At 43.1% G+C, this 22,020-nt stretch carries 22 protein-coding genes; 13 read left to right on the top strand and 9 right to left on the bottom strand.

The annotated features are described in order from the left end of the window. Positions 1-58: 58 nt before the first annotated feature. The gene (locus LZF95_RS24620) at positions 59-1,174 is read left to right on the top strand and encodes an NAD(P)/FAD-dependent oxidoreductase (RefSeq protein ID WP_233758046.1); all 1,116 of its coding nucleotides are present in this window, start codon (positions 59-61) and stop codon (positions 1,172-1,174) included. Here LZF95_RS24620 and LZF95_RS24615 read toward each other — a convergent pair. Continuing rightward, a complete protein-coding gene (locus LZF95_RS24615; protein ID WP_306422414.1) occupies positions 1,171-2,103 on the bottom strand; it encodes a UbiA family prenyltransferase in 933 nt (310 codons plus the stop codon). The genes LZF95_RS24620 and LZF95_RS24615 overlap by 4 nt on opposite strands. A gap of 166 nt (positions 2,104-2,269) precedes the next feature. Here LZF95_RS24615 and LZF95_RS24610 point away from each other — a divergent pair, with 166 nt between their 5' ends. From LZF95_RS24610 to LZF95_RS24600, 3 genes are read left to right on the top strand one after another with little or no spacing between them, the layout of a single operon-like run. After that, the gene (locus LZF95_RS24610) at positions 2,270-3,349 is read left to right on the top strand and encodes a type III polyketide synthase (RefSeq protein ID WP_233758045.1); all 1,080 of its coding nucleotides are present in this window, start codon (positions 2,270-2,272) and stop codon (positions 3,347-3,349) included. Next, entirely contained in the window at positions 3,346-4,050 is a 705-nt protein-coding gene (locus tag LZF95_RS24605) for a methyltransferase domain-containing protein (protein ID WP_233758044.1), read from the top strand. The genes LZF95_RS24610 and LZF95_RS24605 overlap by 4 nt, the downstream gene beginning before the upstream one ends. 26 nt (positions 4,051-4,076) lie before the next feature. Further along, on the top strand, positions 4,077-4,934 hold the full coding sequence (locus tag LZF95_RS24600; protein WP_233758042.1) for a mechanosensitive ion channel family protein: 858 nt from the start codon (positions 4,077-4,079) through the stop codon (positions 4,932-4,934). Between the two features lie 180 nt (positions 4,935-5,114). Here LZF95_RS24600 and LZF95_RS24595 read toward each other — a convergent pair whose 3' ends face one another. Continuing rightward, positions 5,115-5,942 (bottom strand): hypothetical protein, encoded by an 828-nt coding sequence (locus LZF95_RS24595; RefSeq protein WP_233758041.1) that lies wholly within the window; start codon positions 5,940-5,942, stop codon positions 5,115-5,117. 165 nt (positions 5,943-6,107) lie between these two features. Here LZF95_RS24595 and LZF95_RS24590 point away from each other — a divergent pair, with 165 nt between their 5' ends. Genes LZF95_RS24590 through LZF95_RS24575 form a run of 4 tightly spaced genes read left to right on the top strand, consistent with a single transcriptional unit; the run spans position 6,108 to position 9,758 of the window. Beyond that, positions 6,108-7,877: a DNA mismatch repair protein gene (locus LZF95_RS24590; protein WP_233758040.1), complete on the top strand. Its 1,770-nt coding sequence runs from the start codon at positions 6,108-6,110 to the stop codon at positions 7,875-7,877. Between the two features lie 40 nt (positions 7,878-7,917). Next, positions 7,918-9,063 carry a 5-(carboxyamino)imidazole ribonucleotide synthase gene (locus LZF95_RS24585; protein WP_233758039.1) on the top strand — a complete coding sequence of 382 codons (1,146 nt, stop codon included), beginning with the start codon at positions 7,918-7,920 and terminating at the stop codon, positions 9,061-9,063. Next, a complete protein-coding gene (purE, locus tag LZF95_RS24580) occupies positions 9,060-9,575 on the top strand; it encodes a 5-(carboxyamino)imidazole ribonucleotide mutase (protein ID WP_233758038.1) in 516 nt (171 codons plus the stop codon). The genes LZF95_RS24585 and purE overlap by 4 nt, the downstream gene beginning before the upstream one ends. Before the next feature lie 39 nt (positions 9,576-9,614). After that, positions 9,615-9,758 (top strand): hypothetical protein, encoded by a 144-nt coding sequence (locus tag LZF95_RS24575; protein WP_233758037.1) that lies wholly within the window; start codon positions 9,615-9,617, stop codon positions 9,756-9,758. 265 nt (positions 9,759-10,023) lie between these two features. On the opposite strand, the gene LZF95_RS24570 is transcribed toward LZF95_RS24575, so the two are convergent. Beyond that, on the bottom strand, positions 10,024-10,485 hold the full coding sequence (locus LZF95_RS24570; protein WP_233758036.1) for a hypothetical protein: 462 nt from the start codon (positions 10,483-10,485) through the stop codon (positions 10,024-10,026). A gap of 11 nt (positions 10,486-10,496) precedes the next feature. After that, positions 10,497-10,835 carry a DUF3127 domain-containing protein gene (locus LZF95_RS24565; protein ID WP_233758034.1) on the bottom strand — a complete coding sequence of 113 codons (339 nt, stop codon included), beginning with the start codon at positions 10,833-10,835 and terminating at the stop codon, positions 10,497-10,499. A gap of 349 nt (positions 10,836-11,184) precedes the next feature. On the opposite strand from LZF95_RS24565, the gene LZF95_RS24560 reads away from it, so the two are divergent. Then, positions 11,185-11,787, top strand: coding sequence for an RNA polymerase sigma factor (locus LZF95_RS24560; protein ID WP_233758033.1), 603 nt, complete (start codon positions 11,185-11,187; stop codon positions 11,785-11,787). Beyond that, positions 11,762-11,995, top strand: coding sequence for a hypothetical protein (locus LZF95_RS24555; RefSeq protein WP_233758032.1), 234 nt, complete (start codon positions 11,762-11,764; stop codon positions 11,993-11,995). Before LZF95_RS24560 ends, LZF95_RS24555 begins: the two co-directional genes overlap by 26 nt. Positions 11,996-12,027: 32 nt before the next feature. Here the strand turns inward: LZF95_RS24555 and LZF95_RS24550 are convergent, their stop codons facing one another. Together LZF95_RS24550 and LZF95_RS24545 are read right to left on the bottom strand one after the other, a co-directional pair. Next, complete coding sequence (locus tag LZF95_RS24550) at positions 12,028-12,906, bottom strand: alpha/beta hydrolase (RefSeq protein WP_233758031.1); 879 nt, start codon at positions 12,904-12,906, stop codon at positions 12,028-12,030. Between the two features lie 3 nt (positions 12,907-12,909). Then, positions 12,910-14,334, bottom strand: coding sequence for an aldehyde dehydrogenase family protein (locus tag LZF95_RS24545; RefSeq protein WP_233758030.1), 1,425 nt, complete (start codon positions 14,332-14,334; stop codon positions 12,910-12,912). Between the two features lie 186 nt (positions 14,335-14,520). Between LZF95_RS24545 and LZF95_RS24540 the strand changes: the two genes are divergently transcribed. Beyond that, positions 14,521-15,375, top strand: a complete 855-nt coding sequence (locus LZF95_RS24540) for a glycoside hydrolase family 16 protein (protein WP_306422413.1) — start codon at positions 14,521-14,523, stop codon at positions 15,373-15,375. A gap of 185 nt (positions 15,376-15,560) precedes the next feature. Here LZF95_RS24540 and rluF read toward each other — a convergent pair whose 3' ends face one another. The 3 genes from rluF to LZF95_RS24525 all read right to left on the bottom strand — a co-directional run bounded on the left by rluF (position 15,561) and on the right by LZF95_RS24525 (position 18,484). Then, on the bottom strand, positions 15,561-16,292 hold the full coding sequence (rluF, locus tag LZF95_RS24535) for a 23S rRNA pseudouridine(2604) synthase RluF (RefSeq protein WP_233758029.1): 732 nt from the start codon (positions 16,290-16,292) through the stop codon (positions 15,561-15,563). A gap of 288 nt (positions 16,293-16,580) precedes the next feature. Beyond that, positions 16,581-16,757 (bottom strand): hypothetical protein, encoded by a 177-nt coding sequence (locus LZF95_RS24530; protein ID WP_233758028.1) that lies wholly within the window; start codon positions 16,755-16,757, stop codon positions 16,581-16,583. Between the two features lie 419 nt (positions 16,758-17,176). Then, on the bottom strand, positions 17,177-18,484 hold the full coding sequence (locus LZF95_RS24525; RefSeq protein ID WP_233758027.1) for a peptidoglycan DD-metalloendopeptidase family protein: 1,308 nt from the start codon (positions 18,482-18,484) through the stop codon (positions 17,177-17,179). Between the two features lie 324 nt (positions 18,485-18,808). Here LZF95_RS24525 and aspS point away from each other — a divergent pair, with 324 nt between their 5' ends. Next, the gene (gene aspS / locus LZF95_RS24520; RefSeq protein ID WP_233758026.1) at positions 18,809-20,563 is read left to right on the top strand and encodes an aspartate--tRNA ligase; all 1,755 of its coding nucleotides are present in this window, start codon (positions 18,809-18,811) and stop codon (positions 20,561-20,563) included. Positions 20,564-20,968: 405 nt separating this feature from the next. Continuing rightward, entirely contained in the window at positions 20,969-21,640 is a 672-nt protein-coding gene (locus tag LZF95_RS24515; protein WP_233758025.1) for an RNA polymerase sigma factor, read from the top strand. The last annotated feature ends 380 nt before the right edge of the window (positions 21,641-22,020 follow it).

Genomic DNA, 22,020 nt, shown 5'->3' with positions numbered 1-22,020 from the left:
TCTGTAAGAAGTGCCCATTTTTGATGAACGGTATATTTGTAAAGTTAAAGGCAGTGCAGTGAAAGATAAGCGCAAAATTGTAGTAATCGGAGGTGGATTGGCCGGGCTGGTATCTGCCTATCTGCTGGCTAAAAACGGTCAGCAGGTTCTTCTGGTAGAAAAGAAGCATTTTCCTTTTCATCGGGTATGTGGGGAATATCTGTCCAATGAAGTACTGGTGTTTTTAAAAAAGGAAGGTTTACTGCCTATACACCAGGATTTTCCACAGATTTCCAGATTTTTATTTTCAGATACTAGTGGAAAGGAGGTTAAAGTTCCTCTGTCCTTGGGAGGTTTTGGAATTAGCCGCTATGTCTTGGATGAATATATCTATCGGGAAGTTTTGAAAGTCGGCGGAGAAGTCAAAACCGGTATTCAGGTAGAGTCGGTTAGTTTCAATGGGCAGGAAAGACAGTTTACTGTGAGGCTGGTCGGAGGTGAGGAATTCATAGGAGATTATGTGATTGGGGCTTTTGGCAAAAGATCAAAATTGGATAAAGTGTTAAAGCGTGCCTTTATAGACAAAAGAAGCCCCTACATAGGTGTCAAATACCACATCAAAAGTGACTTTATACGGGACACGGTAGGATTGTACAACTTCAAAGGTGGCTATTGTGGAATAAATGCGATTGAGGATGGCAAATCTAACCTGTGTTATCTCGGAAATCGTGACCATCTCAGGGAGTATGGATCTATACCTGCCATGGAGCGGGAGATTTTATGGAAAAACGCTGGTCTTAAGCGCTTGTTCTCTGACAGTGAATTCCTGTTTGAAAAACCAGAAGTGATCAACGAGATCAATTTTGAACCAAAGGCCCCTATAGAGAATCATATCCTTATGGCAGGGGATTCGGCTGGATTGATCACCCCACTTTGTGGCAATGGCATGGCCATGGCAATACACTCAGGTAAGCTAGCCGCCGAGGCTATCTTGTATGGTAAATCAAGAAATGAAGTGGAGGATAAATATAGGAAGGATTGGAATCTGAATTTTAGGCGGAGGCTTTGGGTGGGACGTAAAGTCCAGTTGCTTTTTGGGACCAGGCAAGCTTCAGATTTTACCCGGAACCTAATTCAACATATTCCTTTTTTTGCTTCCCTGATCATCAAAAACACACACGGCAGACCATTCTAATGCCCCAACACTTGTATGAACTGGGTGTTTTCCAAGAAGTAATAGATGAAAAAGGCGTTCAACGCCAAAGCTGAGAAATAATTCATTCCCATCGCCCAATGGTAGTTGGCATATTTGACAGGGTTTAACCTGATAAAGCTAAACCAGACCAAAAAGTAAATCGTAATCGGTGTCATAGCTCCCAAGAATATCCATAGGATTTGACTTTGATTACGAGCCAGAAAAAACCAGGTAAAAGCCGCCCCTGTCACCATAAATACAATTGCCGCAAAAAGGAAAGTACCTTTTATGCCTAACACCAAGCTAAGGGTTCGGTCTCCTCTCCGGCTATCTTCTCCATGTTGATATACCTGTGTAAGTGGATAATTGCCCCACAACATCAAGCTTGTCAAAAGTCCCGGAATCGCTACATGAGGCTTGATCAAGACATCCCAGCCCAAATCACTGAGTCCGGCATAGGTCGTGGCAAATGTAAAATAACCTTGAAAAAATCCAGCAATAAACCAGCTCCACCAGGGATACTTTTTGATACGGATGGACGGATGGGAATAAGCCATGCTTACGACCCCATAAACCATCAGCATCAGCGCAAAACTCAGGTTTATAGTTCCCCCAATTCCTATGGCGATCAGGAAAAACACCATAGATAGCCAATAAAGATCTTTGGTGACTTTAGGTGGATGCTTCAGTCCGCCTATGCTTTCTTCGTCCTTGTCGAAGTAGCTGTTGTAGCCGTTGCTGGAAGGGTACAGGAAAAGGTGAAGTGCTATGAAGACCCATATTATCCTCCATTCATTGTGATTAGGTGTCAATGCCAGGGCAAAGAAAAACACAGGCATCAAAAAGAGAGAGAAGGGAATCCGTAAATGCTGAACGCTGGATGTAGAAATCATAGATATACGCTGGGTTATGTTGATGACTTTTTCCATGAGGGCGAGTTATCATGCATTCACCCAATTTAGAAATAATCAATTAACTTGATCTAATGAAATTTTTAATGGGAGAAAGAATTCGGCATCGTATTAGGATGAAAACTCCACACTATGTTGATAATTCCTCTATGATGCAGGATTTATTGACTCAAAATTTCTTCCCATGGATATAAGTATAGAAAGTATAGGGGTGGCTAATCCTGGCAAGCCGATTGACCAGATCAAGATTGCCCATTTTATGCAACAAGCGCATCAGTTAGATAAGCAGGAAGCTAGGAAGCTGAAGTTTTTATATAGAAAATCAGGGATTTCTTTCCGCTACAGTGTCTTGGATGATTTTGAAAAGACTAATTGCAAGGACTTTACTTTTTTCCCAAAATCCGCGGATTTTGAACCCTTTCCCGGTACTAAATCCAGAATGGGAATTTTTCAGAAAACTGCCCCGCAGCTCTGTGAAGAAGCCATTAACAACTGCTTGTCCAAAACTAAAACAAAGGCTGCTGATATCACCCATTTGATTTTGGTTTCCTGCACTGGCATGGTGGCCCCGGGGGTAGAGTTGGAGCTGATGAAACGCTTAGGGCTAGCAGATTCTGTGGAGCGATATTGCCTACATTTTATGGGCTGCTATGCTGCATTTACCGGGGTAAAATTGGCAGATAAGATCTTGAAAGCAGAGCCTGAAGCGAAGGTAATGTTGATCGCTGTTGAGCTTTGTACCCTACACTTTCAAAAAGATTATGTGGAAGATAATATACTGGCCAATTCACTGTTTGGGGATGGGGCCGCCGCAGCGTTGATAAGGAATTCTGATTCAGGATTGAAAATAAAATCGTACCTGAGCCAGGTGATCATGGAAGGAGAAAAGGATATGGCCTGGGGAATCGGTGATTTTGGATTTGAAATGCGTCTGAGCAAGTATATCCCAATGCTGTTGGATCAGGGAATCAACCGACTGATTGAGCAATTTGAGCAAAAATTCAAGTTATCCTCTCTGGAACATTTTGCCATCCATCCGGGAGGAAAGCAAATCCTGCAGAAGGTTCAAGAGGCATTCGGTTTGCCTGCGTCTATAAATACCCATGCACTGGCAGTATTGGATAAATTTGGAAATATGTCCTCTGCTACCATATTGTTCGTACTGGAGCGGATTATGCATGATGAGCATATCCATGGAGAGATTCTTTCCATGGGCTTTGGGCCTGGTTTGACTTTGGAAACCTTACTGTTAGATAAGAAATGAGACTTTTTGCGCAGCGAAGTAAGGATAAGGAACTCATGGATGACCTCAATTGCTCGGGAGAGGAACTAGTGCAGACTTTGCGAGAGCTAAGGACAATAAATCGATGGCTGGGCGGAAATTATGTGACCACTAATGGTCTGGCGGAAATTATCAAGAAAGATCCTCAAAATTCCTTCTTCATCGCCGACATTGGCTGTGGTGGAGGTGATATGATCCGTGTTATGGATGATTGGGCAAAAAGTAAAAAAAAAGCCCTTAACTTTGTCGGAGTCGATGCCAATAAAAACATTATAGACTTGGCGGCAGTTAGATTGGCGGACATGCCCAACGTTACCTGGAGAGTAGGGAATGTTTTTGATGGAGAATTCTCCGAAGAGAAAGTAGATATTTCTACGTGCACGCTCTTTACACATCATTTTACCGATAGCGAATTGGTCGGACTTTTGAAATCTCTCAGAGCTAAATCAAGACTGGGGATTGTGATCAATGACCTTCACAGGCATTGGTTTGCATACTATAGTATATTAGTTCTCACTAAGCTGTTCAGTAAATCCAAAATGGTGCAAAACGATGCCTCATTGTCAGTGTTAAGGAGCTTTACTAAAACCGAATGGATCAAAATACTCCATTCTGCTGGGTTTGAAAATTTTGAGATTAGTTGGCATTGGGCCTTTCGCTGGCAGGTGACAATTATATTTTAAGAATCTATTAACCAAAACAAACTATTATGGAATTTTCACAGGAAACAGTAAATGCATTTTACGAACGTGCAATAGACTTGGCATACTTAATCGTTCCAAGGATCATATTTGCTGTCATTTTTTACCTAGTAGGTAAATATATTATAAAAAGCCTGTTAAAGGGCATGAAAAACCTTTTGGAAAAAAGGGAAAGTAACCCCTCACTAAATGATTTTCTGTTTGGATTCGTAAAAGTTGTATTATTCATCACCTTATTCATGGGGGTTGCCAGTATTTTAGGGGCGCCTCTAGGCTCTGCGGTGGCTATATTTGGGGCTGCAGGTTTGGCTATTGGCCTGGCACTGCAGGGATCCCTGTCCAATTTTGCGGGGGGAATACTCATTTTGGGCTTCAAACCTTTTGAAGTGGGCAATGTGATAGTGGCCCAGGGGCATACAGGCACCGTGGCCAAAATACAGATATTGTACACACATCTTATGACCTTTGATAATAGAGAAGTCGTGATTCCAAACGGAAGCCTTGCCAACTCTGATATAATAAACATGAGTACTCAGCCAACCAGAAGAACAGAACTTAATGTAGGAGTGGCTTATGGAACTAACATCAAACAGGCAAAAGAAATCATCAAAAATGTATTTGAAAATGATCCCCGTGCGCTTAAAGAGCCAGCTCCTTTTGTCGCCTTGAGTAATTTTGGGGATAGCTCATTGGATCTCGTAGTACGGGTTTGGGCCAAATCGGGGGACTTATGGCCAATGCATTTTGATGCGATGGAATCAATCAATACGGAATTTGAAAAGCATGGTATAGAAATCCCTTTCCCTCAACGTGTGGTTCACCAGATAAAAGAAGAAGCTGCAGGGGAAGAAGCTAATCAGGATTAAAACAGTAATCCTCAAGACAAAAAGACGATCAATTTGATCGCCTTTTTGTGCTTTTAACACGGACTATGCATTAGGATTCGTCACAGCCTGTCCCGATTCTTTTCGAGAAGGGGTCAAACTGCAAAAAAAAAAAACGACTACCTCGAAAGATAGCCGTTTTGATTTTTTCCAATGCGTGAATCAGTCCAGAGTTACCTGCTTAGAGCCGGTCGGGTAGAAGACTGTGGCCATTTTATCGCAAGTGCCGTCCCCATAGTCCACCGAAGCTTCAATTTCATTGAACTGGAACGATACGATTCCTGACAGGGGCGTGGACACCCCGGTTTCCAAACAGCTTTTGGTATAAATCAACGCTTCTGTAACTGAAGAAGTGTAGTCTAATCCGCTGCGGCTTGTTCCTGAGGCACTTCCTGTGATAGATACTTCGTAGTTTCCTTGCGTGCCAAGGTTGATTTTGCGAAGCTGTTCGCTGGACACCGTAACGAAAGAGTCATCAGTCCAGGTCACTTTTCCATTTTGAATGGTGACTTCAAGGGTGATCGCGTTCGTTTCTATATCTACTTCTTTATTGGTTATGATCCGTGTGCCTTCCACTTTTTTCCCGTCAACTTCATACCCATCAAATGTCGTAGTGATCTTGGCGCCAGGGAATAACAGGTGGGCAGTATAGGTTAGGTGAATGATCCCTTTTCTAGTGACTCCATTGGTATTGGTACAGCCTTCGCCAAAGTCAACAGTGATTTTCTTGGATTCTTCATCAATTGTAACCACAGCGCTTTCACAAATACTCCCTGTGGGAATATCCACTGCGGTTCTTGCACTAAGCCCTGAATTACTCAGAACTTTGAGGGTGAGATTGTCAAGGTCTTCAAATACTATGGAAGCTTCCGCATCCTCTTCTACGATTGTATAGTTTGTCTCCGATGGGGTGTCATTAAAGTCGCAGCTTGCGACAAGCATAACGGTCAGTACAAGCAGTACCAAGGGTGTGTTCAATAGTTTTTTCATTGAGTAGGTTAGTTGTTGATTGGTTAGTTTTATTTTTTGTGTTTCTGTTATCTACTGATGTAGTCTTTGGGGGCTAAAACGTCAACATCAGCTTTGGAATTTGAATAAGTGGCAATGATTGCGCCAATTTGATTAGTTAGCTAGGTTCAATTCCTATCTTTGGGCATGAAAGGATTTGATTTCGGGAATTCTAATCTCGTAGAAAAGCTTAAAGCGGTTAAAAATCAGTCAGGAACACTATCTTTTTTGCGTTTGATAGTATTCGTAGTTGTGGGAGGACTGTTTGTTTTGTCGGTTTCAGATAGTCCTATATGGATCTTTTTTTTCCTGATTGCAGTGGTAGCTTTCGTGGCTTTGATTAAAAAATACAATTATCATAAAGATCAAGAGGCAATTTACGTTGCCTTGGGCCAAATAAACATAATCAGAGAAAAGCGGGTAGCTAGACAGTTAAAAGACCTTGATCCCGGAGAAGAATATCAGGAAAAAAACCACCCTTTCTCAAATGATCTGGATTTGTTTGGAGACCATTCTCTTTTCCAGCTATTGGACCATACCGTGTCCAAGAAAGGAAGTGTTGCGTTGGCGGCTAAAATAAAATCAATTTTTGATCTGGAAAAGGCTTCTGCATATCGGAAAGCTATTGCGGAATTAGCTACAGCACCACATTTTTTACATGCTATGGAAAGTATAGGGATTGCCTTTCATAATGAGGAAAAATCAGATGATGGCTGGATCAACTGGCTACATGATGAGGAGAGGGGCAATAAGTTGATTTCTGTGGCGGCTTTTCTAGGTCCCTTAGGAGGGCTTGCCCTCGCGCTACTCATTTATTTGGGTATCGTTCCCGGAGCGTTCTTTGGAATTTGGATTCTGATCGGGATGTTTTTTTTAAGTATGGTTTTCTGGCAATTGAAAAAAGCAGGTGAATCTATTCCGAACCGCAATCAGCTAAAGACCTATCGTTACTGGCTGGCTATCCTGGAAAAGCAACAATTCAAATCCCAGCTTTTGGTGGAAATGCAATCCCCTTTTCTAGCCAACGAAATTGAAGCTTCCAAGCTGTTTGACCAGCTGGATCGTCTGGGTTTATGGATCCAAAACCGGATCAACTTGCTTTATATCCCATTAAATCTCATTTTTTGGACTGATTTGTTTTTGTTTCGGAGATTAGTTGCCTGGAAGAGAGAATATGCCAATCTGGTAGCTGATTTTCCAGCTCAATTGGTAGAATGGGAAGTTCTGGTTTCCTTGGGTGCCTTTGAAAACGAAGTGGGTGGAAAAGGGACCGTTGTACCGACAATTCGTGGATTGTATGGTAAGGAAGTTTCTCACCCCTTACTTTCCCCAGATGTGGCTGTGCCCAACGATTTCAAAATTGATAAAAATCATGGGATTATTTTGTTGACCGGTGCAAATATGAGTGGAAAAACCACCTTTATGCGAACGCTAGGCATCAATTGTGTGTTGGTCAATCTAGGTTTAAGTCCCTTCGCCAAGGAATTTGGATTTTCTGCGTTTCAGTTATATACCAGTATGAGAAATACCGATAATCTCGGAGAAAGCGTCAGTTCCTTTTATGCGGAACTCAGCAGGATCAAACAGCTGATAGACAGAATAGAAAGGGGAGAGGAGATTTTCTTTCTTCTTGATGAGATTTTGAAGGGAACCAATACTGTGGATAGAATTGCGGGATCCGAAGCACTGATACGTCAGGTAGCGAATTCCAATGCCTATGGGATTATCAGTACGCATGATATAGAACTTGCGGAATTGGAAAATAAAATGGGCACAGTACTTAATTTTAGTTTTCATTCTGAAATCCATGATCAGGACATTGATTTTGATTATAAACTAAAACAGGGGGCATGCCCTAGTTTCAACGCACATAAACTTATGGAATTGATGGGGATTCGCTTCGGGCAAGAGAAGTGATCTGTTCATCCTTAATCCAACTATTGATTTCAATTAAACTATGGTAATACCATCGCAATCCCCCGTCTTGGGAGTCCTCGGAGGAGGTCAGTTAGGCCGAATGCTTATCCAGTCGGCGATCAATTACAATCAGGATATCCACATTCTGGATCCCGATCCAAATGCGCCCTGCAAAGACCTGGCCCGACGTTTTACCGTGGGCTCACTCAAGGACTTTGATACGGTTTATGCCTTTGGCCATGCCTGTGATATCATCACTGTGGAGATAGAAAGTGTGAATACAGAGGCCCTTGAGAAGTTGCAGCGAGAAGGGAAGAAGGTTTATCCACAACCGGATATTTTGAGCTTGATTAAGGACAAGCGTAAGCAGAAGCAGTTTTATAGATTACATGGCATTCCTACTGCGGATTTTATTTTGACAGCGGATAAGGAGGAAGTTATCCACAATTCAGCTTTTCTTCCGGCAGTGAATAAATTAGGAAAGGAAGGCTATGATGGCAGGGGCGTACAGGTGTTGAGAACTGAAGCTGATTTGGCTAATGCGTTCGATGCTCCGGGGCTGTTGGAAAAACTAATAGATTTTGATAAGGAGATTGCGGTGACCGTGGCGAGAAATGAATCAGGGGATTTGATTGCCTATCCTGCGGTGGAGTGTTCTTTTCATCCTACCGCCAACCTCGTGGAGTTTCTTTTTGCCCCGGCCGAGATCTCCGAAGAGGTGGCCGCCAAAGCAGAAAAAATCGCCAAGGATGTGATACTGAAACTAGGAATGGTGGGCATACTGGCTGTGGAGATGTTTGTGACCAAAGAAGGGGAAGTTCTGGTAAACGAAATAGCTCCAAGACCGCACAACAGTGGACATCATACGATAGAGGCCAATTTCACCTCCCAGTTTGAGCAACATCTGCGGTCGATAATGAACTGGCCACTTGGAAACCCTGACCTGAGATGTCCGGCAGCCATGATTAATTTGCTGGGAGAAGATGGATATGAAGGCCCTGTCCTGGTGGAAGGAAGGGACGAAGCCCTAGCCGAACAGGGCGTATATATTCATCTATACGGGAAAAAAATCACAAAACCATTTAGAAAAATGGGCCATGTGACGATATTGTCAGATACTGTTGCCGGATTAAAAGAAAAAGCACTCCGGATCAAAGATTTAATTAAAATTAAAGCCATATCATGAATCCACAAGTAGGAGTAATAATGGGCAGTCAATCGGATCTTCCGATCATGGCCGAAGCCGCAGAAATGCTGGAACAGCTGGGAGTAAGCTACGAGTTGACGGTCGTATCTGCCCACAGAACCCCTGAACGGATGATAGATTATGCGCATTCGGCACGTGAAAGGGGAATCAAAGTGATCGTGGCAGGAGCTGGAGGAGCAGCTCACCTTCCTGGAATGGTAGCTTCTATGACCAGCCTTCCGGTGATCGGGGTGCCTATCAAAAGTTCTAATTCCATCGATGGGTGGGATAGCATACTCTCTATTTTGCAGATGCCCGGTGGTATTCCCGTAGCTACAGTAGCCCTGAATGGAGGTAAGAACGCCGGGATTCTGGCGGCATCGATTGTTGGCTCTTTCGATCCCCAAGTAGGAGAAAGACTGGATGCTTATAAAAAGACGCTGAAAGAAAAAGTAGAGGAATCTGCCGCCCAGATTGAGTCCAAGGGGTGGAAAGAGATACTGAAAAACTAAAATAAAATGCGGCTTTATGGCCGCATTTTATAGTTTATTATGAATTGGAAAAAGATTATTCGATTTAAGATTGGGGATGTGCCTTGGGAAATTCCCTTGGATGTATTAGTCCTACTTGGAGTTATTGCCTTGCTTCTGATGGGGGCGGGTGCTTACTTTGGTTTTCAGTTTGGAAGTAACTAGGGCATGCTGAAAAACGCCAGTAACAAATTAAAAGCTATCGTTTTGACTGATTAGCTCATTTTTCATGCGAGCAGTTTTTCAGCAAGTGCAAGCTTTTTGACGACAAGAGGTCTTTATCCGTGCACCAAAAAATACCAAAACCGGGATTTTTAAGCTAGCCTCAGCCATACCATCTTCTGCGTTGGCCTCATTCGAAGTATAAGCATACATCTTCACTCGGTCGCCTTGAAGCTGGCATACCTGAGACTTTTTCAGCAAGCCCTAACTAATCCGTAAAGATCCCCCATCCGTCATCATACTTTTCGTCCGTATCAAATCCTTTGATCCACTCCTTAAAGAGTAAACGGTACTCTTCTATCGCTTCCCGCAAAAGTTCCAGATGCTCCTCAGCATGGGTTTCTTCCATCCCGAGTTGATAGGTCATGGAATAGAGGCTTTTAGCATGTACTTTCATAATGACGGCCTTCTCCATTTTCAGCACATAGTCAGAGATGCTTTCTGCCCCGGCGAATTTAGTGCTCATGACCGTGGCGTCTTCCATCATAATATTGCCGTAGAGCTCCTTTCTCGCCTCATCCAAACTTCCCACTAATGCCCGGGTGAGTCCAAATATATCCTTGGCTTTCTTCATCAGGGGATGCCTATAGATCTTGTCATGCTCCTTTCCGGCATCAAATTCTTCATCCCCGTCATCCCAGCCTTCGTCATCATCTTCATCGTCCCACATAGCAGTCGGTCTTAGAATGGTAACTTGTCTTCTTCGCCTTCTGAATGGAAGCTGTCCACCTCCGGCATGGCCGCCGCACTTGCTCCTTTATTCTCTACTTTGAAGGCTTTTACCTCAGTGTACCACCTTCCATTATACTCTCTGCTTTCCACATCTATGCCCAGGGTGACAGTTTCTCCGATGTTGATTGAAAATTGATCGATTTTGTCTCCCCAAAGTGCCACACAGACTTTTTTAGGATATTGTCCGGGAGTTTCCAGGATAAATTCCTGTTTTCTCCATTCGTTTCCACTTTTTGATTTTCCGCCTACTTCGGGCAGTTTTTGGATTATTTTTCCAGTCAATTCCATTATTGTAATTTTAAATTTCCAGCTAGCGAAGTTACGCATTGCGGTGGAAATCTTCTGCTGAATGGAGAGTAATTTACTTTGGACAATGCCTGTGATTTAACATTTTTTGGCATAAACATTGGGTGTTTTTCGCTAATAACTCTGAAGTGAACTAATTTTGAATTGTGCTATGGTGGTCAGGCGAAATATTATTCTGATTTAGCCTGATGTTGGACTTTGGACATAAAATCATTGGATTTTCTTTGCAGAGTTGTTTCTGAAATCATACTTTTAAAAACCTTTTCATTTTCTTTCATCCTAATCCGATACTATGGCCTAGACCTTTACGTTTATAATAAACCAACTTAAAATGAGTAAACGAATTGGTCCTAAGGACAGCGAATTGATAGCACAGTATCGAAATGGTAGTGATGCTGCCTTCGATCTATTGGTAGATCGGTACAAGAATAAAATGTACACCACAATATTTCTGATCGTTAAGGATCAGAAAATAGCTGAGGATTTGCTTCAAGATGTATTCGTGAAAGTCGTAAAGACTCTAAATTCAGACAAATACAACGAAGAAGGGAAGTTTCAGCCCTGGGTGATGCGTATATCTCATAATCTGGCCATTGATTATTTTAGGAAAGCCAAGAGATACCCCACTATATTAATGGAAGACGGCTCCAATGTTTTCAATTCGCTTCAGTTTGCGGAAGAAAATGTGGAAGACCGTCAGGTGCGTGAGGATAATATTGAATTGGTGAAGCGTCTTATTGAAGAGCTTCCCGAGACCCAGAAGCAGGTCTTGATCATGCGACATTACCTGGACATGAGCTTTCAGGAAATAGCTGATAAGACCGGGGTCAGTATTAATACCGCTTTGGGGAGAATGCGATATGCGCTGATCCACCTGCGGAAGAAAATGAATCAACTAAATTTTGCATATGATAAAACCATTTACCCCAAATGACCTGATAAGGTATATATATCAGGAAATGCCGAAGGTAGAGCAAGAACTCTTAGTGCAAGCCTTGCATAGCGATGATTCGCTGATGCAAGAATATGTAGAGGTGCTGAGCACAATAGAGCAGGTGGATCAAATCCGGCTCCAGCCTTCAGAAAAAGTAGTACAGGCGATCAAAAGAAACGCCAAATCTACGGGACTAGAGAAAGTCTGAATGATATCGGTACCCCGCCTCGGCGGGGTTTTTTATTGGGAAAGGTTTTTTAAGAATATGGATGCCTCTTGCAAGAGTTTACGGTAAGTTGAGTCCTTGAACCCATGGCCTTCATCAGGCACAATGGTGAATTTGTATTCTGTCCCTGCGTTTTGCAGCGCTTTAGCTAATAGCTCGCTTTGCGAAATGGGGACTACCGTATCTAGGGTTCCATGAAAAAAAATGCTAGGGACTGTTTTCTGATCAACAAAACTAAGAGGACTGGATGCCTTGTAAGCTTCTGGATCCGATTCCGGGGTTCCACCGACCAATCCCTGCAAACCTATGCTGGTGATAGAGCTGAAGTCAAATAGGGAGGTAAGGTCAGTAGGTGGAAAAAAGGCAATGACAGCCTGTATATTTCCAGTTTGTTGATGCTTGTAGGCGTGTAACAAAGCCAGATGCCCTCCTGCACTGGCACCGGCCAGAATGATTTTATCCGATACGTTCCATTCGGGGGCTTTTGAGAGTATATAGTTTACCGCATCTATCACATCATGTTCCTGTTGAGGGAAGGAGTTGATCCCTGTGCTCAAATTGTAAAGGCTGTAGTTTATCGCCACAAAAGCATACTCTGGTAACAAGGAAGTCAAAGTTTCCTTAAAGGCAACAAACTCCTCTTTACTTCCCCCTACCCAGGCTCCGCCATGTATGTATATAAGGAGAGGGGTACTTTCTGTGGACCTGCCTGCGGGCAGATATATATCCAGAAGTTGGCTGTTGGCCGAACCATAAGACAGGTTGAGCAGCGTCTTTTCCCGTAGCCCACCACCAGCAGGGTTTTCTAGTGCGTCAGGACTACAGGCCCATATAGCAATAACGGCTAAAGTTAAAAAAGCGGATTTTGTGAATTTGTTTAGTAAAGGGTTCATACATTAAAACCATTTGATCAGCGAAGCGATGAGTTTTTTTGTCTTCAGGTCATAGGGAGGTCTTGTTAGGCTTAGGCTAGTCATTCCTACTCGTTGCTTGAGTACGCCTTTTTGATTGCTGAATTCCAAGAAGCCAAAATATCCATGTGCTTTCCCGATGCCGCTGTTGTTTATTCCACCAAATGGTAGGTTAGGGTGGGAATAGTGAAGTACACAATCATTGATTACCACATTTCCAGAACTGGTTTCCTGTATGACGGTTTCATAATTGTCTATGTCCCTTCCGAAGAAATAAAGTGCCAATGGTTTCGGTTTGGAGTTGATATACGATACAGCTTCTTCGAGGGTTTGGTAGGTCTTGATAGGGAGCAGCGGGCCGAAGATCTCTTCCTGCATTACTTTCATGGAATCGTCCACCTGGGTCAAAATCGTAGGTTCTATAAACTGTGTTGAAGGATTGGTATGCCCGCCAAATTCCAGTGTGGCACCATGGTTTAGGGCATCAGCTAGATAGTCTAACAGCCGGCTGAAATGTTTTTCGTTTACGATCCTGGCATAATCATGGGAATGCTCTATTCCTTTATATTCAGTGTCATACATTTTTTGAAGTCCTACTTTCAATTCCATCAACAGTTCCTGAAGGATACTCTCATGTGCCAGGGCATAGTCTGGGGCAATACAGGTTTGGCCGCAGTTGACAAATTTCCCCCACAGGATTTTTTCTGCCGCATCTTTTAGATCTGCATTCCGGTCTATGATCACGGGAGATTTTCCTCCCAGTTCCAGTGTCACGGAGGTCAGGTGCTCTGCCGCCGCTTTCATCACTATTTTTCCTACCGATGGACTTCCGGTAAAGAAGATATGGTCAAAGGGTAATTTCAGCAGCTCCTGGGAGGTCTCTGTTTCTCCTTGGATCACAGCCACTTCGGAGGGATCAAAAAGTTCCTTGATCATATTCTCCAGTAAGGCAGAAGAATTTGGGGTCAATTCAGATGGCTTAATAATGGCGGTACACCCTGCTGCCAAGGCAGAAACCAACGGGGTAATAGCCAGATTGAAAGGATAGTTCCAAGGAGCGATTATCAAGGATCTTCCTTTGGGTTCGGGGTGGATTTTGCCTGATGTGCCCAGCATAGTGAGCGGAGTGCTTACCCGCACCGGCCTCATCCATTTTTCCAGATTTTTTAGGGTGTGTTTGATTTCAGTGATCACCGGGTAAATTTCACTCAGATCAGTTTCCGCCTCAGGTTTGCCAAAGTCACTTTTCAGTGCCGCCCGGATTTGTTTTAGGTTATCCCTGATCCATCCATTGATTTTTTTTAAGCGTTCTGCCCGCTCCTTGGGGCTTGAGGATCTCCATCGCTGTGCAGTGATAGCCTGCGAATCAAATAGGACTGAGAGTTTTGTGTTATTGATAGGAAAATTCATAGATAATGCCATATCAGATTCTGAACAGACGATAGTATAGACGATTTCAAGTTACAAAAGATTTCTTACCCACCTTCGCCCTTTCCTGACCAGATTATCATCGCTAAAGTTTACGAAATCTTATGTCGCTTTTGATTCCTTCCTGGTAGGAAAGCGGATATACATATAATATTTTATATTGCCCACATGATAAAGCCCATCCGTAGATTGTTCCTCACTCTTTTCATGTTTCCATTGATTTCCACTGTCTTTGCCCAGTTCAGCCCAAGCGGCACTGCCTATAAACTTGTGTGGCAAGAAGAGTTTGACCAGAGTGGATCAGTTGATTCAATCAAGTGGTCTTTCGAAGAAGGTTTTAAAAGAAATCAAGAACTGCAGTGGTATCAAAAGAATAATGCAGAAACAAAGGGAGGCAAGTTGGTGATTACGGGGAAAAGAGAGCAGGTGATTAATGATGATTACGATAAAGAAAGTTCAGACTGGAGGAGAAACCGGGAATTTGCCGAATACACTTCCTCAAGCATCAATACCCGGGGCAAATATGAATTCAAGTATGGAATCATGGAAGTGCGTGCAAAAATAGACACTGCCCTGGGCATGTGGCCGGCAATCTGGACATTAGGTGTCTCTAAGCCTTGGCCTTCCAATGGAGAAATAGATGTAATGGAATACTATCTGGTGAAAGGAGAGGCAACCATCCTTGCCAATGCAGCCTGGGCGGATGAGGGACAGTACAATGCCAAATGGGATGAAGCTAAAATACCTTTTGGGGAATTTCTAAAGAAAGATCCTGAATGGCCAAGTAAATTCCATCTTTGGAGAATGGAATGGACTGAGGATTTTATCAAGTTATACTTGGATGATGAGCTACTGAATGAGGTAGATCTTGCCAGAACTGTTAATCCGGATGGTTTTAATCCTTTCCATCAGCCTCATTATATCCTGCTCAACCTAGCGATTGGAGGAAATGGAGGTGATCCTAGTGCCTCTGCTTTTCCGAGAGAATATGTAGTGGACTATGTAAGGGTGTATCAGAAGTAGAATTCTGTTAGGTTTTGCTGCTTCTCCAGAAGCAGCAAAACAGGTATTGTTTGAGTTCTAGCAAATAGAGAATTTTAATAGGACGCATTTTGATAGTTGCTTCCTAAAACCCTAAAAGTGTCTATCAGCCTGTGTCCTCTGCGTCAACCTCCTTGGACTCTGTGGTTAATGTGAAATTTAGACCCTTAATCAAATGTCTTCGAGCTATCAGCAATCATCTCATTGATCTCGGAAAGCTCCTTCTCTGTCAGATCTCTCCATTTTCCCACAGGAATATCCAGATGTACATTCATGATACGGATCCGCTTTAGTTGTACTACTTTGAAGCCAAAGTGCTCACACATTCTCCTTATCTGTCGGTTTAATCCCTGTGTTAGGATTATACGGAATTTGAATTTGCTGATACGTACTACAGTGCATGGTTCAGTGACAGTATCCAAAATAGGTACGCCTGCCCCCATCAATCTGATAAATTCATCGTTCACAGGTCTATCTACTGTGACGATATATTCCTTTTCATGATTGTTTTTTGAGCGGAGAATCTTATTCACTATGTCCCCCTCACTGGTCAGGAAAATCAACCCTTCACTGTCTTTGTCGAGTCTGCCAATAGGAAAAATCCGCTGGGGATGCCCTATATAGTCTATGATGTTGTTCTTTTCCCCTTTTGTATCTGTGGTACTCACTATTCCAACGGGCTTGTTGAAAGCTATGTAGGTATGGACTTGTTTGGGTTTACCCACGGCCTCTCCATCCACAGCCACTACATCATTAGGGCCTACCTTGGTGCCGAGTTCAGGTACTTTTCCATTGATGGTTATCCGGCCTTCTTCCAGGAGTTTATCCGCACCACGTCTGGAGCAAAAGCCAACTTCACTGAGGTATTTATTGATTCGAATGTATTGATCTGCTTCCACTGTAAATAGAAAATGGATTTTGGCTGCAAGTTACGTAAACTGATCAAAGACTTTGTTTTGATCAGCCGCTGAGTACAGGGAGTTTTCCGCGGAGAGCACAGATTGTCTAAATTTTCGAAGCTTGGGCTGAAAGAGCGAAATCTCAGGCTTCATTTCCCAATCTAGCGATAGCAGTCTGAAGACTGCATTATAATTAGTCCAAGACTGAAGTCTTGAACTAGTGCCAAAGAGATCAGTCAGAATATCTGGGGTGGGATCGTGATGCTTGTGTACATAACGGGTGTTGGATCACATAGCCCTCAATCCACCATAGTTTTTGCCAGAGCTATAGGAATCCACATATGTAGGAGTGACCAAGGATTTACCGAACGTGCCGCCGGCATTCCTGGGGGATTCATTAGGATTTCCTACCCCTGAATTTCGCTTTGCTGCATTCAGGGCGGTCACCTGTTGTGCCTTTGGCACAAAAGCTTATATCAACTCATATCCTGCAAAATGATTTTCCTTGCCAAAGGCAAGGCCTGTAGATGCCCAGAATGCAATTCTGGGTCAAGGATATGGTTTATATGTTTTACAGAGTGCCGACGGCACGATCAGTAGTATAAAGATATTTGTGATCAGCCCAACAAAATGTATTGGAAGTTTGAAAGTTAACTACCGTAAGTTGTACAAGAAGCACAATCGCATTGCACAAAAAACAGGTTCTTCATCCTAGAGAAATGAAACAGAATATTGGGAAATCAAAAGCGTATTGATACAAGTTTTCACAGCACGATGTAGGATGAATCCTGAGCATTTAGGACTGATCCCTTGGCGTACGTTGTGGTAAAAAAGAAAAAAGCGTAAACCCGGAGATTTACGCTTTGTATTTACGTGGTTAAAAACTATTCACTTTTGATAGACACTGCCGGTTCTGGAGCTTCTGCGAGTAGCACCTCAGGATCGCCTGGAAGTCTGATTGCCGCCAGCCTTTCCATATATTCTACTTTCTTGGATTCGAAGGCCATTCTGTTGCTGGCTGCAATTGGCTCAGAAGGAGGTATTTTCTCTTTTAACCAATCTTCCTGCTTGCCGTTTTTCCAGAATCTAAAGCATAAATGTGGCCCAGTAGCCAAACCTGTACTTCCCACATAGCCAATCACCTGTCCTTGCCTGATCCTGGTGCCAGGCTTGATACCTTTGGCGATTTTTGACATGTGTAAGTACTGGGTAGTATAGGTTCCGTTATGTTTGATTTTTACATAATTGCCATTCGCAGATGTGTAACGGGCATCGGTAACAGTGCCTTCGCCTACTGACCGGATTTCTGTTCCGGTAGGGGCGGCGTAATCAGTTCCTAGATGAGCTTTGTATCGCTTCTGTACCGGATGGAACCTGCGTAAATTGTATCTGGAACTGATTCTGGTGTATTTCAGAGGATCTCTTAGAAATGCCTTTTTAAAGCTCTCCCCATTCTGATCAAAGAAATTGACCTCTCCATTTTGTTCGAAAGGAATAGCGTAATAAGGTTGCCCTTTATGCTCAAAAAATGCGGTTTGTATTCCTGATACCCCTACTACTATTCCGTCAATTACTTTTTCTTCATATGAGACTTTGAACTTATCTCCCTTCTGCAAGGCCCCAAAATCAATTGACCAGCCATAAAGATCCGCAAATTGGTCAATGATGTCATAGGTAACGCCTTGTTTTCCCATGTCAGCGGATAGATTGGAATTAATAACTCCTCCTGCTTCTTTGGTTCTGTATTCAGCAGGCTTTTCTGCCTTATATATGTCGATGGAGTCTAGGTTGAAGACTACATATTCCGCAGGATTTGGCTCGTAGATGAAGAACTGTGCCTTGGTAGAATCCGCAGGTGTCACTACAGTGAATTTCTTGTTGGCAGCTATGCCCCTTACATCAAAAATCTCCTTTGATTTCTTGGCGATTTCGTCAATGATCTGATAGGGGACATTGAAAGGAGCGAGGATGGATCCGAGTGTCTGGTTTTTGCTGACGGTTCCTTCTACTATGTTCAGCCCCGTGACATTGATCCCGTAGAGAAACACCTGATTTTGAAGAGAATCCAATAAAGGTGGTTCCACGATCTCAGGTTCCTTTTCTGTCTGAAAAGGAAGGCTGAAAAACTGGAGTGAAGATGCTGCGCCAATGGTGATAACGAGTGCAGCAATTCCTATCCAAATCTTTTTCATTAATCTATATTATTAGGGGAATTTTTGAAAATTTCTTCAAAAAAGCAAAAACGGGCTTTTTATCCAAGTTTTGAGGTGGAAACCTTTTGTTCGCTCATTACCAACTATTGTACCAACGTTGAAAAGGGATAGCATATTTTATAGTACTACCTTATTTCCAGAGGGAGTGGAAACTTCATTTTGAAATTGCCTTTTGTTGAAGGTTTTGCCTGTTTTTTGGAGAAACTGTGAAGAAATTTTAGAAATAAATGCTAATCCTTCAATGAATCCTGTAATCTCACAGTCATTTCTTTATCTTTGACCTCCCAAAAAAACTAAAATAACATGCTGAGAACGCATACTTGTGGCGAACTTCGCCTAGATCACATAAATCAAGAAGTGACACTTGCCGGCTGGGTGCAGCGGGTAAGAAACAAAGGTGGATTGATCTGGGTTGACCTTCGGGATAGATATGGATTGACCCAGTTGATTTTTGAAGAGGAATCCAGTGAAAAAGAGCTCTTGGAAAAAGCGGCGATTCTTGGCCGGGAATTCGTAGTGCAGGCTACCGGAATGGTGGTCGAGCGGACTTCTAAAAATGATAAAATCCCCACAGGTTCCATAGAAATAAAGGTTACAGCATTGGAGGTGTTGAACGCTGCAAAAGTGCCTCCATTTATCATAGAAGATGAGACAGACGGAGGCGATGAGCTCCGTATGAAATATAGATATTTAGATCTTCGGAGAAATGTAGTCCGTGAGAAGCTTCAGCTACGTCACAAGATGATGCAGGAGACACGCAAGTATATGGATGCGCAGAACTTCATCGAGGTAGAAACCCCTGTTTTGATCAAGTCCACTCCTGAGGGAGCCCGTGACTTTGTCGTTCCTAGCCGAACCAATCCGGGTGAGTTTTACGCCTTGCCACAATCTCCCCAGACCTTCAAGCAGTTGCTTATGGTTTCTGGATTTGACCGGTATTTCCAGATCGTAAAATGCTTCCGTGACGAGGATCTCAGAGCCGACCGCCAGCCTGAGTTTACCCAGATTGACTGCGAAATGGCTTTTGTGGATCAAGAGGATATTTTGTCAACCTTTGAGGGACTTACCAAGCATCTTTTTTCTACCGTCAAAGGAGTGGAGCTGGAAGAAGTGCAACGTATGACCTTTGCAGATGCCATGAGGCTGTATGGTAACGATAAGCCTGATCTCCGTTTTGATATGAAATTCGTGGAACTTAATCCGATTGCCAAAGGAAAGGGTTTTGGGATTTTTGACGATGCGGAATTGGTAGTAGGTATCTGTGCCAAAGGCGCTGCTGAATATACCCGTAAGCAACTTGACGCGCTGACGGATTGGGTTAAAAGACCGCAAATCGGAGCAAAGGGCATGGTATATGCCAAATACAATGCGGACGGAACTATCAAATCCACTGTGGATAAATTCTATACTGCTGGGGATCTGCGGGCTTGGGCTGAGGCTTTCAATGCCGAGCCAGGTGATTTGATGTTGATCCTAAGTGGTGAGGCCAATAAAGTAAGAAAGCAACTTTCCGAGCTCCGACTGAAGATGGGCGAAGATCTCGGGCTGAGGGATAGAAATGTATTCAAGCCGCTTTGGGTTATGGATTTTCCGCTCTTGGAATGGGACGAGGAGACTAACCGCTTCCATGCCATGCACCATCCTTTTACTTCGCCTAAGAAGGTGGATATCCCGCTGTTGGATGTGAATCCTGGAGCAGTGCGTGCAAATGCCTATGACTTGGTCATCAACGGGGTGGAGATCGGCGGGGGATCCATCCGTATCCATGATAGGGCCACCCAGCAATTGATGTTCAAGCACCTTGGATTCTCCGATGAGGAGGCGCAGAAGCAGTTTGGCTTTCTGATGGAGGCCTTCGAATACGGAGCGCCACCACACGGAGGAATTGCCTTTGGGTTTGACAGGTTATGTGCGATTTTCGGTGGATCGGATTCCATCAGGGATTACATCGCATTTCCGAAAAATAATTCTGGACGAGACGTGATGATTGATTCCCCAAGCAGCATAGCTGATGAGCAGTTGACTGAGCTTTCTATTCAGTTAGCGGTGAAGAAATAAAGGATGAAAAATTTGTTTTGAGGAATACCTGACGCTTTTCATCCACGTACCGTAAGGCATAGAATAGCCGAATGCTTTAAAAAACCGTAAGATGATGAAGGGTATTACTATTAGAAGGCTGTTTCTTGGATGAAGCGGCCTTTTTTTGTTATTGAAAAAGTTTTGCAGACAAAACGGGTAAAAAAGCCTAATACTGAATATCTTAATTAATCAGAAAAATAAGGGATCCTAATTCATAAGCCTGCATATTTCAGTTTTCCAACCGTTAACCAACCTCCTTCATCCCGCTTCAATCCCTCTACCGCATTTGCGGTAAAAGTATTAATTACTATTTTTAGCAGGACAGATGTGGAAAATAAAAATATTTAGCTTTTCACATGCTCTTGCCAATAACAAACCCAAAACATGAGTTCTCAATCTGAACTAGGCGGATTTTTACATAAGGCTAATGAGAATTCTCATGATAACCATAATGCTGGCGGTTTAAGCCAACATTCGGATTCTACAATTTGGATAGAATTTTTGCAGGGCAGTGAGCAGGCATTGGCTACCTTGTTTGAGCTATATGCCCACAAACTCTTTAATTATGGGAAGCAGTTCACCACGGATGCCGGGATTATCAATGATGCCGTGCAGGATGTGTTTTACCAACTGATCAAAAACAAAGCAAAACTTGGCGCTGCCCATTCAGTTAAATATTATCTTTTTTCATGTTTTAGAAGAAGGCTGTTGAGACTGCTGAAGCAACATAAAAAGCTGGTTTTTGATGGGGACTTTGGGGAGTCAGGAAATTTCCAGCTCACAGTGTCACCCGATTACCATGGGATCAATACCTCTCTTACCCTGGATCAAAAACAGATTTTGGAAAATGCGTGTAATAAACTCCCCGTCCGGCAGCGGGAAATACTGGCTCTTTACTTTTTTGAAGGCTTGACCTATGTGGAAATTGCAGAGGTCATGGAGTTTTCCCAAGTCAAATCTGCGAGGAAACTGTTGTACCGTGCGCTAAGCAGCTTAGGTGTTCTTCTGGAAAAGCATCGAGACATATTAAAGGTTCTTCAGGTTTTTATGGGGTGATGTTCACCTCAATTACCGTCTCATTTCGCTTTGTTCCTTTTCGATGGTATAGCTGCGATTTTACTAACCTGAGTTCGACTTTAAAAAACGGCTATTAGGTTTATATCAAAGGGTTGATACTTGATTGCGGACTTTTTAGGGGAAAGGAATAGGCAATTAAAGTTGCAATAAGGTTGTAAAGCTTTCTGGCTAAACCTCCCGGTCTGTAAAGACAAAGCATCAACTCTATTCTTAAGCCAGCTCCGAAGGAGCCAAACTATTCAGTGTGCCGGGCATGTGCCAGTGCCAAAGGGTGAGAGTCCCTAAGGAGCCGTAATGATCGGAATCCTATAGTCGAAAGCAAGGGTGTCTATTGCGAGATGGAATCTGAAGGAAGCTGA

The sequence above is a fragment of the Algoriphagus sp. AGSA1 genome, from assembly GCF_021390545.1.
Lineage (GTDB): Bacteria > Bacteroidota > Bacteroidia > Cytophagales > Cyclobacteriaceae > Algoriphagus.
This window is presented reverse-complemented; position numbering and strand designations above follow the sequence as displayed.